Raw genomic sequence first — 15095 nt, 5'->3', positions numbered from 1 at the left:
GTTTGGTAAATAATATCACTTAAAATCCAGTGACAAATCCGACCAATAATTGATTAGATTTATTAATGAAGTCGTAAATAAATTCGCCATAAAGTCTAATGTTTCTTCGGAGTAAATATCCTACGTGTAACGCTGAAGTTTTATAATCTGAACCTGGATAATCTGAAGTTATATAGTTGATTAGTGCAGCAGCATACCATTTGCTTTCATCACCTTTGGGAGTGTAAACAAGTTCAAGAAATGATCCGTTTGTGTTAGCGGATCTAACTGCATCAGCTTGAGTATCTTTTCTTTTTACATATTGAAAGTTAGTTTCAAATTTATCACTTAAGGTTAAAGTTGCATCTACACCGAACATTGTGGCTCTATTAATTGGATTATTTTGGCTTACTTTTTCTTTTCCGTAATATCCAAATAAACCAAACCTTAAGGGTTCTGCAATATCTTGAGATACTCTTCCAAAAAAGCTCGGATATTTATCAATGTCAAAATTATCTGTTACGGCTCCTATTCCATTACCATTAACAATTTCAAAGGTTAAGTCTGTTTTAGTTTTAAGAGGTAAGTTCAACATAATTCCTCTGTCATAACCGAGACTCATTTGAGAATTACCAATTTTCTTTTTATAAATCATATAATCTTCGCGAGTTAATCTTAGCTCTCTTTTAAATAGTGGATCGGAAATTTGAAATTGTCCTACATAAATATCCAAATCAGTACCAAAAACATTATTAAACATCAAATATGCATCCTCGACAGTTGTTATCTCACCCTTTTCGTTTAAGTAGAGATAGAAATAATAAGAAACATTTTTTGTCAATGCACCGCCTGAAAGAAATTTTACCATATATGGCGTTGCCAGATCAATTCTATCTTCGTTCGATTTATGTTTAAATGTTGCAAATCCTTCAATTCTAACTGCTAAAGGAAAATCTCTAATTAAAGATAATTCAGCATCACCAGTTTCCAAAAAGTATCTTGGTGCATCTTTATCAGCAAGAACAAAACCGTTTCGAGCAAATTCATCACCATAATCTTTTAATCTAGGAAAAGGTGAGTGGCAGGTCTGACAGCTCATACTGTATTTTCTTGCAAATGCAGGAATACCAAAAAGTTCTGCTGAAGTGAAATTTATAAGAAGGAAAACTGCAAAAAGCGTAAGAGGAAGTTTTCTCATTGATTTATCTCCCTAAATTTATTCTAGAATTTCAATTTCAGTTGAATGTTCGTTTATCTTAATTGTTTGATATTCTGATTCTGGAACACCTAAAAATTTCGCAACTGATGAAACAAGCAGTTGATAATTCAAAACGGCTGTTACTTTCATTTTTCCTGGAGGACAATTATCAGGTACTCGAAATGTAAAAGTTTCAACTTTTGTTTCCCGCGGACCTATTCTGTAATCAACTCCAAGTGATGCTGTATTCCATTGTTGCATTGTCATCCTTCCTTGTGGATCAAAATATGCCATTCTAAAAATTCGATTACCAGATGGAATTCCATCTCTTTCAAGTCCTTTGAAATCAGGCTTATTCAGTGCAATTCCTAAATCTTGATAGGCGAGTGCTTTCTCGTCGCTTATTGTATATTCTTCTCCTTGAAATCCTTTTTTGTCAACAGGTAAGTGATATTTGTTTCCTTTTGCATCAACTGCTGTAACTTCCAGCCATGCAATTCGATCTTCAACTGAACCTGTTGGGAATTTATGACCTGCTTTTGCATTGTAAAGAATAACTGTGAATTTGACCGTTGAACCTGGTTCAACTTCTCTAATATCAGGATTTATTCTTAATTCAATTACACCATTAAGTTTTCCTTTATCATGTGCACCGTGAAAAAGATGAGCTCTCATATCTTTATATAAATTACCCATACTTGCAGCTCTCATCTCTACCTTTGGCATATGGCAATCCTGACATTGAACTCCTTCCTTTGAATATGGACCTTCTTTCCACTCAAGATGAGTTGATTTTACCCAAACACCATAAGGACTTTTTTCATTGTGACAAATTCCACAAAAATCGCCGGACTTGAGAAGCGGATTAATTTCGATTATGTGGGCAGGAGATTGAATATCGCTTTGTCTAGCACCAAATTTTGTTTTGCCTGGTCTCATTATATAATTGAAATTGTAAGGAATATCACCTGCATAACCAACGATACTGTGACAAACTTCACAGGAAACAGATTCATTTGCTCTTGTATTAAAAGAAGGTCTTTTTGGCGGGATATCTCCTGTTACATATGCAAGTGGAGAATGACAACCATTACAGCCAGCTTTTACTTCTGCAACCTTTTCATCTTTTTCAGAATGTGGTACAGCTAAATCAAAGTATTCTATTTCGTCCCATTTATGAGTGAAGGCCTCGGACATCATTGCCTGTTTCCACTGCTGGTAAATATCTGTATGACATGAAGTCCCGCAATACTCAGGAGTTTTGAAATCCTCGTATTTGTATTCTCCCATTTTAGTTTGTGAAAAGAGTAATGTGTTTGAGAGCAAAAGAAAGACTAAAAGGAATTTTTCCATTTGTCACCTCAAAATTTATTCTGAATGCCACTCAAAAATATATAATGTTAATGTCGAACTCAAACTAAATGCTAAAAATTTTATCTTTGAACATTTAATGTCAATTGTTAACTTTGAAAAATTTTTGAGATATGTATACACACAATCAATTACAACAAATTGCAAATGAATTAAGAATTGATATCATTAAGGCGATATCAAGAGCTAAATCTGGTCATCCAGGTGGTTCATTAAGTGCAATTGATATTCTGGTTTATTTATTTTTTAATGAGATAAAAAGAACTAAGGAAAATGCACTTGACCCGGATAGACACAGATTTGTTTTATCAAAAGGTCATGGTGTTCCAGCACTTTATGCAATTCTGGCAAGAATTGGTTTAATCTCTTATGAAGAATTGATGAATTTGCGAGTATTGGGTTCACGTACACAAGGACATCCGAGTTATCTTGATTTGCCTTATGTTGAAGCTTCGACTGGATCGCTTGGTCAAGGACTTTCTGTTGCTATTGGGATGGCACTTACCGCAAAGATTGATAAAAAATCTTATCGTGTTTATTGTATGACTGGTGATGGTGAAACGCAGGAAGGTCAAATCTGGGAAGCAATTCTTTCAGCTCCAAAATTTAATCTTGATAATCTTTGTGTGATCCTGGACTACAACAAAAGTCAAATTGATGGCTTTACAAAAGATGTAATGGATCTTGAACCATTGAAAGCAAAACTTGAAGCTTTTAAGTGGAATGTATTGGAAATTGATGGGCATAACTTTGCTGAAATTGAAAACGCTTTTAATATTGCTCGTGAAGCAAATGGCAAACCTACTTATATCATAGCTCATACAATTAAAGGTAAAGGCGTTTCATTTATGGAAGATAATGTTGAATGGCATGGTAAAGCTCCAAATGAAAAAGAAACTGAATTAGCTCTCCAGGAACTTCAAAAATTGTTGGTGAAAAATGGGTAAATCAACGCGATTAGCTTTCGGTGAAACAATTGCACAATTGGGTGAAGTTAATTCCAATATTGTTGTTCTTGACGCCGATTTGTCAAAATCCACTATGTCCAGTCTATTCGCGAAAAAATTCCCGGAAAGATTTTTTGAAATGGGAATTCAAGAAGCTAATATGATTGGCGTAAGTGCAGGATTAGCTCTTTCGGGTAAAATTGCATACGCTTGTAGCTTCGCTTGCTTTATAACTGGAAGATATGATACAATAAGAATCTCGGTCGCTTATACCAAAGCTAACGTTAGAATAATTGGAACACACGCAGGAATTGGAATTGGTGAAGACGGAACGACTCAAATGGGACTCGAAGATGTAAGTTTAATGCGATCGCTTCCTAACTTTAGTGTATGTCAACCATGTGATGAAATTGAGACACGTGAATTGATTAAATATAGTGTTGAACATAATGGACCAATGTATATCAGACTTACGCGACAAAATGTGGATAAAATTTTTGATGATAATTATAAATTTAAGTTTGGGAAAGGTGTTCAATTAACCGATGGAAATGATGCTGTTATCTTTGCAACTGGTGCATTGGTGGCTGAAGCTTTTAAAGCATCAAATATATTAAAAGAGAAAGGATACAGTTTAAGAGTCGTTAATATTCACACTATCAAACCAATTGATAAAGAAATTATTATTAAATCTGCAAAGGAATGTAAATTAATTTTCACTGCCGAAGATCATAATATAATTGGTGGACTTGGATCTGCTGTTGCAGAAGTTTTAAGTGAAAATTATCCTGCCAAAATAATAAGGATTGGTTTACCAGATGTTTTTGGAGAATCAGGTACGCCAGAGGCTTTGTATAAGAAATATGGATTTGATGCTGAGAGCCTTGCTTCAAGAATTGAAACTCAACTGAAGCAATCTTGAAAATAGATTTTATATTTAGCTCCTCTCTCAAAAATATTTTAATTTAGATTTCGAAGATTTGCGAAGAAGGCTTTTAAAAGGCTTTTGCTTTCGTTTTCAAGAAGACCACTATATGTTTTTATCTGATGATTTAATGATTTGTTATTGGTAATGTTAAATAATGTTCCGCATGCACCAGCTTTTGGATCGAATGTAGAAAAATATAGCGTACTAATTCGAGCATTAACGATTGCACCTGCGCACATTGGACACGGTTCAAGAGTTACATAAATTTTACAACCTTCCAGTCTGTAATCTTGCAAATAATTTGCTGCCGAAGTAATTGCAATTATCTCTGCATGAGCAGTTGGGTCTTTTAATGAAATTGTTTGATTGTAACCTCGCCCAATTATTTTATCTTCAAAAACTACAACAGCACCAATAGGAACCTCATTTTTTTCAAATGCTTTTTCTGCTTCTCTTAACGCTTGTTTCATAAAATATAAATCTCGTTCTGAGAACAATTTTATCCCTCGAGTTATTTATAATATTGATTAATAAATTTTTGTGAAATCCATACAGGTTTTTCAAATCTTTGATCAGCTCGATCGTAAATTACTACCGCTTCGATTGTGGGTATGTTTCTTAATCTTGTAAAATCTAAATGCGGATTTAATCTTTTACTTTCAGATGAAATTTTTGACGGATCGATAGAAGTCAATCCTGAATAATAACCAAAAACATTAACTTCACTTCCTCGTGAAATATACTTTAATGGTTTAGGAAATTCTCCCTGCTTTGGAAGTGGTGAGTCGATTCTAATTCTATAAAATCCATACTCGTTATCTTCAAATGGATTGGTGAAAAGGAGAAAATCATTTTCGAATTCCTCTACTATCACCCCAAAAACACGAATTTTTTTAGACTTATAAGCCTCAGGACTCAATCTGAGAGAATTATAATTAATGTTATATAAAGAGTTCTGAACAAAGTCCCGAAGTTCTTTCAATAATATCTCCTCTTTTGATGGCGGAGGGGATTCCAGTAAATAGTTTATAATACTGCAAGAACTGAAAACGAAAACCAATAGTAAAATTGATGGTTTTATAAGTCGTGTTAGTTTCATCTTTCTTTTTCGATTTGTTATTTAAATATAAAACTTTTTTAGTTCTGTTAATTGAAACTGAATAATGCCATAGTTATATTTGCAACGAATTTTTTACAGTTCTGGATTAAGTCAAATAGTTATTTCAAATTTTTTGTTTGTGCACCCGTAGCTCAATTGGATAGAGCATCAGACTTCGGATCTGAGGGTTGAGGGTTCGAGTCCTTCCGGGTGCGCTAATTCTTTAGATTTTGCGCCCGTAGCTCAATTGGATAGAGCATCTGACTACGGATCAGAAGGTTGAGGGTTCGAATCCTTCCGGGCGCACTGAGATAAAATTCCTACCAAATTTTCTCCCATTATTTCTTAAAAGTTAAAATTTTCGCTTATGGTGATTGTTTAACGGTAAAGTGTCTTTTGGGAGAAATTAAAGTCAATTATAATCAAGTTTTTGTTTATAATGCTTAAAAATTTCTTTTAACTATTTATCTTTGCTTTACAAAAAAACAAAAAAGAGTATATGAGAGAGCTAACATTTTTTTTAATTGTTCTTGTTTTCCTTACATCTTGTTCAAAAAAATCAATAGATCCACAATATCTTCAGGAAATTGAAAATCATAGAAAGCAGATTGATTCATTATTTCGGTTCAGTCCTGACTCACCTTTTAAGCGAGATACTTCTGTCGAATTTTCAGGATTAAAGTATTTCGAGGTGAATCCGGATTTCGTATTTAAATCGAAGTTGTATAAATACGCATTCCCCGAAACGGTAATCGTGCTTGGTACAAAAGGTGAAAAAAGAACGCAAATAAAATACGGGTATTTCCAATTCACTTATAAAGGCAAAACCTATAAGATAAATGTTTATAAATATCCTGAAAGTGTGATCAAAGAGGGAAAAGAATATCTTAGAAATTACCTTGCTGTTTGGTTTCGTGACCTAACAACTGGCGATGAAACTTACGAAGTTGGACGTTACCTTGATGTTGAAGAAGAATCATCTGATCCGAATTTCCTTTATACATTAGATTTTAATAAAGCTTATAATCCTTATTGCGCTTATACACCACTTTATTCCTGTGCAATTCCCAGAGATGAAGATTTTATTAATCTTCGAATTGAAGCTGGCGAGAAAAAATATCATAAATAATGAGAATTAAAATGAAGAGCATTACAAAATTATTTTTCTATCTTTTGTTTATTCCTATTCTTCATCTTCAAGCTCAACAGCAATTTGCTGATCTTGGTGACTTTAAGCTTGAAAGTGGAGAAGTGATTTATGATTGTAAAATTGGTTTCAGGACTTTTGGAAAATTAAATAGTGATAAATCGAATGTAATTTTATATTCAACGTGGTTTGGTGGAACAAGTCAAATGTTAGGTAATTTGATTGGTGATGGAAAAGATAAACTTTTAGATTCTTCAAAATATTTTATCGTTTGTGTTGATGCACTTGGCAATGGAATTTCGACTTCACCATCCAACAGTACAAAACAGCGAAATGAAAAATTCCCTTCATTTACAATGAGAGATATAGTAGCAACTCAATATAAATTGCTTCACGAGGTTCTGGGTTTTGAAAAAATTTATGCTGCTATTGGTGGCTCGATGGGAAGTATGCAGGTACTTCAATTTGCTGTGATGTATCCAGATTTTGTTGAAAAAATTATTGCTTATGTGCCAACGCCCTGGTCAAGCTCTTACGATATGCTTTTGTGGACAACAAGAGAACAATTAATCACTTCAGCCCACAATTGTGGAATGAGTGAAAAGGAAATCTTCAAATCAATTAATATGCTTACTCAGCTTGTTGCCAGAACTCCAGATTGGTATGTTGAAAATAATCCGAGAGAAAAATTTCCAGAAATTTTAAAGAGCTTTGACAAAGACGCACCTTCATATTGGAACAGTTATGACTATCTTTGTCAATTAAGAGCAATGATTTCTCATGATATCTCTAAAGGATTTTCATCCAAGGAAGATTTAAAGAACCACATTAAAGCAGAAATCTTTCTGATAATTGCAAAGCAAGATCATATTCTTCATCCGTCATCTTCTCTTGAATTTGCAAAAATTATAAACTGTAAAACTTTAATTCTTGATGATAACTGCGGACATCTTTCAGTTAATTGTAACCTAGATAAAGTCAGGGAAGAAATATCATCATTTCTAAACTAAAATGAGGTGCCTTATGAAAATCAGAAATCTTATCTTTATAAAATTAATCTATCTACTGTTCTTTTTTTCAGTTTCTTATTCGCAAACTGACACAATTATCACACCATACAATGTGGTAAAAATAAAATCTATTGGTGAAGTAGTTTTATCACCAGATGGAAGATTAATTGCTTACACAGTAATTGTTCCGAGAGATGTTAATGACGAACCCGGATTTGCTTATCGAGAACTTTATGTAATGAAAAGTGATGGGAGCAATCAAAAACCATTTATTTCTGGTAAAGTAAGCATTGGTAATATCACATTCTCACCGGATGGTAAATTAATTGTTTTTACAGCAAGATTTGAAAACGATAAAGCTACTCAAGTATACGCAATTCCAGTTGATGGTGGTGAAAAATTTAAATTATTTGAGACAACTGAGAGTGTTTTACAATTTAAATATCATCCAAACGGAAAGGTGATTTATTACACTGCTCAAAGTCCAGTTCCAGATAAAATTAAAAATTTACAAAGGAAAGGTTTTAATCAGATCATTTACGAAGAAGACTGGCAGCATATCAATCTTTACAAATACGATTTAGAAAAAAAGAAGTCCGAACAAATCACAAGTGATTGTACAGTTTTTGATTTTGTGGTTTCAAATACAGGGAAATACATTGCGGCTGCTATTGCTCCAAGAAATCTTGTTGATGATTCTTATATGTTTAAGCGAATTCACTTAATTGATCTTGAAACAAACCAGAAAGAATTGTTGATTGATAATCCCGGCAAATTGGGGAATTTCGAATTTAGTCCAGATGATAAATATTTAGTATTTAATTCAGCAGTCGATATTTACGATCCTGCTTCAAGCAGTATGTTTGTAGTTGAAGTTCCAAATAAAAATAAAAAATTTACCGACCTGAAAAATTATTCTGATAAATTTGAAGGAACTGTAAATTGGGTAGGCTGGAAAGATAATCAAACTCTGCTTTTCACAGCGGAAGAAGGTGTTTATTTGCCTTTGAGTGAACAAAATATTAATGCCCCATCGAGGAAATTAATTACTCCAGCAAATACTGTTGTCAGACGAGCTATTTTTGATAAGAATTCTGGAAATTTTATCCTGGTGTTAAGCAAGTTTAATTATCCAAATGAAATTTATTTGTTTAATAAAAAAGGTGAATTCAGAAGATTAACAAATGTAAATCCCTGGCTTGATAAAGTTAAATTTGCCCGACAGGAAGAAGTAAGATATAACGCAAGAGATGGACTTGAAATTACTGGTGTTTTGATCTATCCATTGAATTATGAAGAAGGTAAAAGATATCCATTAATTGTGAATGTGCACGGCGGGCCTGAAGCTGCAGATCAAAATGCGTGGGTAACTTCCTATGGTAGTTGGGGACAGATGGCTGCTGCACGTGGATATTTTGTCTTTATGCCAAACTATCGTGCAAGTAATGGCCGCGGTGTTGAATTTTCTAAAATGGGTCAAATGGATTTAGGAGGTAAAGAATTTGACGATGTTATTGATGGAATTGATTATCTGATCAATAAAGGATTAGTGGATAAAGATCGTGTTGGAATCGGCGGTGGAAGTTATGGCGGTTATTTCTCAGCCTGGGCTGCAACAAAATATTCAGATCGTTTCGCAGGGGCAGTTATGTTTGTCGGAATTTCAAATCAAATCTCTAAAAGAGGAACCACAGATATTCCTTATGAAGATTACTATGTCCATTGGAGAATCTGGTCATGGGAAAATTTTGATCTTGTCTGGGATAGAAGTCCATTGAAATATGTGACGAATTGCAAAACGCCTATTTTAATTTTACATGGTAAAGAAGATCCGAGAGTAAGTGTAACGCAGTCAATGGAATTGTATAGAGCATTAAAAATATTAAATCAAGCACCAGTCAGATTAGTTTTATATCCCGGTGAAGGACATGGCAATGCACGAACTCAATCTCGATTGGACTATGCCATTCGAACAATGGAATGGTTTGATTTTTATGTAAGAGATAAAAATTCATTTGATAAAATTCCTGATAAGTATATTGACTATAAAATCGATTAGGATTAATTCATTAAAAATTAAAAGCAGGCACTTTTGCCTGCTTTTTTATTTTTTTGAATTCAGGATTATTGAATAGCTTTATCGTTTTAGCGTAATACTCTCCATTCATATTTTTTGATTATAAATTGCAATTAAAATCCTTTCAAGAAGTAGTCCTCGGGAATATATTCAAAAGGCATTAGCATCATTGGTTTACCGTTGTTCTTCAAATTGAAATTTATAAAATCAATCAAAGGTGTATTCTTCTGAATTGATTGAAGTGATAATGGTAAAACAAAACTCAAATCAAATAATTGCGGTTTTGGAAATTCGACTACTTGAAACTCATCTTTTTTCAAATTTGCTTTTTCACGAGCAATTTCAATTGCATCGCTCAGTCCACCTAAAACATCAACTAAACCAATTTTTTTAGCATCAATTCCTGACCAAACTCGTCCCTGAGCAATTTGTTCAATTTCATCTGGAGATTTGTTCCGGCCATTTGCGACTTTGTTCACAAATTCTGCATACATCTCTCTAATCATCATTTCAATTTTAGAACGTTCATCATTAGTTAATTTTCGATCTGGAAGAACGGTATTAAGAATTGGAATGATCATTCCAAATCCCACATCTGCGTGATTTCCTCTCTTAACATAGTCAGTTGAAACCCCAGCACTTTCTTTAAAGCTTTTGTTATATAACCAGCTTCCTATCACTCCAATTGAACCAGTAATTGTATTTTTATTTGAAACAATTGTATCAGCATACATAGAGAGCCAGTATCCTCCCGAACCTGCGACCAAACCTTGAGAAACAATGACTGGTTTCTTGCCTTTGATTTTCCTCATTCCTTCGGCAATTACATCAGAAGCTAAAGCGTCTCCACCTGGTGAATCTATTCTGAAAATAACCGCTTTGATGGACTTATCTTTAGCTATTTTTTCAACATCTTTTATAAGACTTCGTGCTCTAATTCCTTCGTCCATAGCGCAAGCACCAAGCGTATAGACAATTGCAATCTTAGGCTTTTCGCCCCAATAATTATCTTCATTAGTCACCATTGATTCGATTGTATTATCTTTTACAACTCTTAAAATTTTGTCCAGCTCAGATCCATCTTTTAATGAATACCATCGTCCAATTGAATCAACAAGTCCATAGTTTAATGCCGAAGTTGAAGTGAACAAAACATAATTATTTACCAGAGAATCTAATGGAAGTTTTAAGTTTGCTCTTGATGATTCAACATCTTCTTTGATTGTATTATAAAGATTATCAACAATTAATTGTCTTTGTTCTCGATCGGCATCAGACATTTTCTCTCTTGAATAAGTTTCTGCAGCAGATTTGTATTTGAAAAATCGTAATTCATCGAAGCCAATTCCAAGTTTTTCAAGTGTTCCTTTATAATAATTTCGGCCCATCAGAATTCCTTCAAGAGTTATTAGTCCGAGTGGATCCATCACAATTTTATCAGCGACTGAAGCGAAGTGATATAAATTGAAATCCGCATTATCAATAAATATGGTTATCTTTTTGCCGGAATTTTTCAGCTCTAGCAATTTCTCTCGGAGTTCCCACAAAAAAACTCTTGATGCTGCGATTCCTGAAGTATTAATTTCAATGGTCGTTATGCTTTTGTCATCTTTTATTTTATTCAAGCGATCAATTAAACCATAAAAAGTTTTGGAGTTATCAAAGAGTTGAAATTTTTGATATTTAATTTGTCCATTAAGGTCAATTTGATGCGTCTTTTCTTTTTTGATTACTTTGTTCAAGATATTTCTATCATAAGAGCCCAAGCGAATTCCCTGAATCTGATTTATTGCATTGCCACTTTTATCAAATACATTGGACTGAAGAATACTAAATCTACCAAAACTGATTTGAATGCCTGCAGAGAACGATTTTGTATCAAAGTATCTTCCGATAATTTGAATACCTTCAAATGGTTCAATGATAATTCCTGAGCTCCATTTGTCTGATTTAGTGTTTGAAAAATTTTGATGAACAAAGTCAGCAAATAAAGTTAATTTTTCATTGCCAAGTGGTCTGACTGCTAAATCTATTACACCCTCGTAATCTTCAAATTTTGAATTAAAGTTTCCAATTAAACCTAAAGAAAAATATTTATTTGGTCTTGAGAGAGTCGAAATCGTAAATAAGTTTTTAAGTTCAAGATTTGCTATATCAGTTGATCTCCAATTATAAGCGAAACCAATACCGAAACTTTTGTTGCCAGTTGATGCTGCCAGTTTATAATTGTTGATTCGTCCTAATCCGATTAGATTATTTGAATAAAAACCAAAACTAAAATTTTTAAAAGCAGAAAAGAATCCATAATCATTCATTTTGAAAAAAGATTTATTGCTTGTATTCCAGATAAAATATAAATCCGGTTCTTTTACATAGTTCAATAAAGCTGGATTATCAAATCCGTTTAGTCCAAATCTTAATGAACCTGGAGATGCAGGGAACAGATTATAATTCGTTTGATATGAAAGATTTGTTTGTGAAAAAAGATTGGAAAATAAAATTGATAGGATTAAAAGTGTGAGTGCTCTCTTCATATTTTACTCCTTAGCTTAATTGAAAGATAAATAATAATACTCAATTATAATGAATTTAGATTTTATTGATTACTTGAAACTGATGGAAAAATTTCTGATATAGCCAAAAATTAAAATGGTTAATTATGAAAAAATTAATATTAATCCGACACGCCAAATCCAGCTGGGATAATCCCGACCTTGACGATAAAGAAAGACCACTCAATAAAAGAGGTTTAGAGGATGCACCTTTAATGGCTAATGTATTAAAGAATTATAATTTTAAGATTGATAAACTTTTTTCAAGCTCAGCTCTAAGAGCAAAAATGACCGCAGAAATATTTTCTACCGAATTAAAATTGCCCGAAAATTTAATTGAATATACAGATGAATTATATAATGCTTCACGAAGAAGTATATTGAATTTTATAAAGAAGTTAAATGATGACTTAAACACTATTGCAATTGTTGGTCATAATCCAGGATTAACTGACCTCACACATTTCCTTTTATATGATTTTGATTATGAGCTTCCAACCTGTGCAATTGTTGGAATTGATTTAGATTTAGACAGCTGGGCAAATATTAAAAGTGGAACTGGTACACTTCAATTTTTTGAATATCCAAAAAAATATAAATCCGAATAATCACTGAACTTTTTACAGTTTTACTTTTTTACTTGTAATTTTTTCATTTCCTCGAAAACTGCTTTCAAATCATTCTTAATCATTTCTTAAAAATCAAATCATATTTCAAAATTTTTTATCAACTACAGTAATTTTACTGTTTGGCATATTTACTGCAATACATTTTTATGCGTGAATTAATAAAGTCAAAATAAAAGAAAGGAGTTAAAAAATGGGTCAACAACAATTATTATTAATCGTAATCGGAGTCATTATTGTCGGTATTGCTATAGTAGTGGGAATCAATCTTGCCTCTACAAGTGCACAAAGCGCTAATAGAGATGCTGTCATTGCAGATTTGAACAATATTGGTGCATTCGCACAACAATATTATAGAAAACCAACTGCGCTTGGTGGTGGAGGCAATTCATTTACAGGTTTCACCATCCCACCATCTTTAACAACTACGGGTAATGGTACTTATACTGCAACAGTTGGTGCGACTGTTGTCACCATAGTTGGTACTGGTAATGAAACTGGTAATGATGGTAAAAATAAAGTTAAAGCAACCGCAGTAGTGACGCCAGATAATATTACTGTTACGATTAACAATTGATTTGATTTCATTTACAACTCGGAAATTCCTTTTCGGGATTTTCCGAGTTTTATTTTTATTTAAAAAAAGAGGGCTGCTATGAAAAAATATTGTTCGGTATTTCAAGATGGTTTTGAGATTAAAGTAGCTTGTGTTGAAAGACAGGGTGGCAAAATAAAAATTTTGAATTTTATTTCTGTCCCGAGTTCTGAAAATCAATTTGTTTTTTCAACTAAAGAAATTAATGGTGGAAAAACAGCTGATCTGGATTTTGATATTACCGAGTTTGATGAGCCAAATCAAATAAAAACTAACCTTGTTGAAATCTCGAATTTTTATAGAATAGAAGAATTACCTTTTATTCCTGTTATAACCGAACCATATATATCTTATTTAGTTCATCAGTTTGATAATGGCAAGAAACCGGGTGATTTAAAAAGTAAAATAGCCGCTGAATGGAAAGAAAATACCAACATTGATTATTCACCAGACCGAATCGATTACATTGAGTATAAAAATCATTTTTTAATCTCAACTGTTGTTCAAGAAAATATCCCAATCTTAAATGAGCTCAAATCTTTAGCTGAAATAGCCGAGTCAAAAACGCTTGATATATTACCTCTTCGAAGTGCTGATATCGCACTTATTAATTATACTTTGAACATTTATAAACCCGCTAAAGATGAAACATACCTTTTGATATATATTGGAACTGATTCAATTAGATTGATTTTCATTAAAGATGGTAAAGTAACTCACATTAACAAATATCTCGGTTTAAGCTTAGAACGGCAGGGGATTGTTAGTTTTCTATCAAGTAAGATTGTTTTAGAGATGGAATATGCCAATGTAACTGAATTGACAAATATCATTCTTACAGGTGAAATTAATGATGATTTGCTCTTAGCAGTTAAGCAGAGTTTTCCTTTCGCAAGCGTAGATCTTCTCGACTTACAAATTTTTGACTTTTCCTCGCTTGAAGAAGAAGCTGTTCATAAAGCTCAATCATATATTTTACCTTTAGTTGCGGTTTGTGATGAAGTTTTCCGATTCTCTAATATTAAGAAGAACTTAGAATTTCAAACAAAAAGACTTTCTAAAATTTCATTTTTCAAGAAGATTGATTTCCTGTCAATCTTTTTAGTGATGTTAATTGGAGCTTTAATGTTTTTTTCACTTCAGATGTATAAAGAGCGGTCAAGCAATTTGAAAAAATTTCGAGCGCAAATTTCAAGAATGGAAGTTATTAAGTCGATCTCATCTGCCGATTTAGCTAGGATAAATCAATTAAGTAATCGTTATGAAATTTTAAATGCATATAAACAGAACTTAGAAGAGGCTGAGAAAAATTTAAGGAGAATTACAGATCAACTTTTATTAATTGAATCTTTCAACCCGCATAAAAATAAGATATGGCTCACATCAATTGCCGTTGATGAAAAAAATCCATCTTTATTTTTGATTAAGGGATTGGCAATCGACCGATCGAAAATACCAGATTTGATGGCTGCTCTTCACAATGCTGAACTTAAGAATATCTACATTTATGAGATTAGAAATAAAAAGATTTATCAATTTGAGTTAACAACTTTGGTTAAAAATTAA

At 32.8% G+C, this 15095-nt stretch carries 13 protein-coding genes and 2 tRNA genes; 10 read left to right on the top strand and 5 right to left on the bottom strand.

The window, feature by feature from the left end; genetic code table 11:
* Positions 1-19 precede the first annotated feature (19 nt).
* Together HPY57_02870 and HPY57_02865 are read right to left on the bottom strand one after the other, a co-directional pair.
* On the bottom strand, positions 20-1177 hold the full coding sequence (locus HPY57_02870; protein ID NPV10712.1) for a hypothetical protein: 1158 nt from the start codon (positions 1175-1177) through the stop codon (positions 20-22).
* Positions 1178-1195: 18 nt separating this feature from the next.
* Complete coding sequence (locus HPY57_02865) at positions 1196-2530, bottom strand: hypothetical protein (protein NPV10711.1); 1335 nt, start codon at positions 2528-2530, stop codon at positions 1196-1198.
* Positions 2531-2661: 131 nt separating this feature from the next.
* Here HPY57_02865 and HPY57_02860 point away from each other — a divergent pair, with 131 nt between their 5' ends.
* Positions 2662-3495, top strand: coding sequence for a transketolase (locus tag HPY57_02860; GenBank protein ID NPV10710.1), 834 nt, complete (start codon positions 2662-2664; stop codon positions 3493-3495).
* Entirely contained in the window at positions 3488-4417 is a 930-nt protein-coding gene (locus tag HPY57_02855; GenBank protein ID NPV10709.1) for a transketolase family protein, read from the top strand. Before HPY57_02860 ends, HPY57_02855 begins: the two co-directional genes overlap by 8 nt.
* 38 nt (positions 4418-4455) lie before the next feature.
* Here HPY57_02855 and HPY57_02850 read toward each other — a convergent pair whose 3' ends face one another.
* Positions 4456-4893, bottom strand: a complete 438-nt coding sequence (locus tag HPY57_02850; protein NPV10708.1) for a nucleoside deaminase — start codon at positions 4891-4893, stop codon at positions 4456-4458.
* A gap of 41 nt (positions 4894-4934) precedes the next feature.
* Positions 4935-5405, bottom strand: coding sequence for a hypothetical protein (locus tag HPY57_02845; GenBank protein ID NPV10707.1), 471 nt, complete (start codon positions 5403-5405; stop codon positions 4935-4937).
* A gap of 258 nt (positions 5406-5663) precedes the next feature.
* Between HPY57_02845 and HPY57_02840 the strand changes: the two genes are divergently transcribed.
* The 5 genes from HPY57_02840 (at position 5664) to HPY57_02820 (ending at position 9738) form a co-directional block, all read left to right on the top strand.
* Positions 5664-5737: transfer RNA gene (locus tag HPY57_02840), tRNA-Arg, on the top strand.
* A gap of 17 nt (positions 5738-5754) precedes the next feature.
* Positions 5755-5828, top strand: a tRNA-Arg gene (locus HPY57_02835).
* Positions 5829-6021: 193 nt separating this feature from the next.
* Positions 6022-6651 carry a DUF1684 domain-containing protein gene (locus HPY57_02830; GenBank protein ID NPV10706.1) on the top strand — a complete coding sequence of 210 codons (630 nt, stop codon included), beginning with the start codon at positions 6022-6024 and terminating at the stop codon, positions 6649-6651.
* 11 nt (positions 6652-6662) lie between these two features.
* The gene (locus tag HPY57_02825; GenBank protein ID NPV10705.1) at positions 6663-7679 is read left to right on the top strand and encodes an alpha/beta fold hydrolase; all 1017 of its coding nucleotides are present in this window, start codon (positions 6663-6665) and stop codon (positions 7677-7679) included.
* A 13-nt stretch (positions 7680-7692) separates the two neighbouring features.
* A complete protein-coding gene (locus tag HPY57_02820; protein ID NPV10704.1) occupies positions 7693-9738 on the top strand; it encodes a S9 family peptidase in 2046 nt (681 codons plus the stop codon).
* Between the two features lie 131 nt (positions 9739-9869).
* Here HPY57_02820 and sppA read toward each other — a convergent pair whose 3' ends face one another.
* Positions 9870-12290, bottom strand: a complete 2421-nt coding sequence (gene sppA, locus HPY57_02815; GenBank protein NPV10703.1) for a signal peptide peptidase SppA — start codon at positions 12288-12290, stop codon at positions 9870-9872.
* Positions 12291-12415: 125 nt separating this feature from the next.
* Here sppA and HPY57_02810 point away from each other — a divergent pair, with 125 nt between their 5' ends.
* The 3 genes from HPY57_02810 (at position 12416) to HPY57_02800 (ending at position 15095) form a co-directional block, all read left to right on the top strand.
* A complete protein-coding gene (locus tag HPY57_02810; protein ID NPV10702.1) occupies positions 12416-12916 on the top strand; it encodes a histidine phosphatase family protein in 501 nt (166 codons plus the stop codon).
* Positions 12917-13127: 211 nt separating this feature from the next.
* Positions 13128-13511: a hypothetical protein gene (locus HPY57_02805; GenBank protein NPV10701.1), complete on the top strand. Its 384-nt coding sequence runs from the start codon at positions 13128-13130 to the stop codon at positions 13509-13511.
* Between the two features lie 78 nt (positions 13512-13589).
* Positions 13590-15095: a hypothetical protein gene (locus HPY57_02800; GenBank protein NPV10700.1), complete on the top strand. Its 1506-nt coding sequence runs from the start codon at positions 13590-13592 to the stop codon at positions 15093-15095.

It is taken from the genome of Ignavibacteria bacterium (assembly GCA_013177855.1).
In the GTDB taxonomy this organism is placed as follows: domain Bacteria; phylum Bacteroidota; class Ignavibacteria; order Ch128b; family Ch128b; genus Ch128b.
Note: the sequence above shows the minus strand (reverse complement) of the source record. Positions and strands in the feature narration are given on the sequence as shown.

Excerpts from the sequence above, each read along its gene's own strand:
- HPY57_02870 (NPV10712.1), bottom strand. The coding sequence starts at position 1,177 with ATGAGAAAACTTCCTCTTACGCTTTTTGCAGTTTTCCTTCTTATAAAT.
- HPY57_02865 (NPV10711.1), bottom strand. The coding sequence starts at position 2,530 with ATGGAAAAATTCCTTTTAGTCTTTCTTTTGCTCTCAAACACATTACTC.
- HPY57_02860 (NPV10710.1), top strand. The coding sequence starts at position 2,662 with ATGTATACACACAATCAATTACAACAAATTGCAAATGAATTAAGAATT.
- HPY57_02855 (NPV10709.1), top strand. The coding sequence starts at position 3,488 with ATGGGTAAATCAACGCGATTAGCTTTCGGTGAAACAATTGCACAATTG.
- HPY57_02850 (NPV10708.1), bottom strand. The coding sequence starts at position 4,893 with ATGAAACAAGCGTTAAGAGAAGCAGAAAAAGCATTTGAAAAAAATGAG.
- HPY57_02830 (NPV10706.1), top strand. The coding sequence starts at position 6,022 with ATGAGAGAGCTAACATTTTTTTTAATTGTTCTTGTTTTCCTTACATCT.
- HPY57_02825 (NPV10705.1), top strand. The coding sequence starts at position 6,663 with ATGAAGAGCATTACAAAATTATTTTTCTATCTTTTGTTTATTCCTATT.
- HPY57_02820 (NPV10704.1), top strand. The coding sequence starts at position 7,693 with ATGAAAATCAGAAATCTTATCTTTATAAAATTAATCTATCTACTGTTC.
- sppA (NPV10703.1), bottom strand. The coding sequence starts at position 12,290 with ATGAAGAGAGCACTCACACTTTTAATCCTATCAATTTTATTTTCCAAT.
- HPY57_02810 (NPV10702.1), top strand. The coding sequence starts at position 12,416 with ATGAAAAAATTAATATTAATCCGACACGCCAAATCCAGCTGGGATAAT.
- HPY57_02805 (NPV10701.1), top strand. The coding sequence starts at position 13,128 with ATGGGTCAACAACAATTATTATTAATCGTAATCGGAGTCATTATTGTC.
- HPY57_02800 (NPV10700.1), top strand. The coding sequence starts at position 13,590 with ATGAAAAAATATTGTTCGGTATTTCAAGATGGTTTTGAGATTAAAGTA.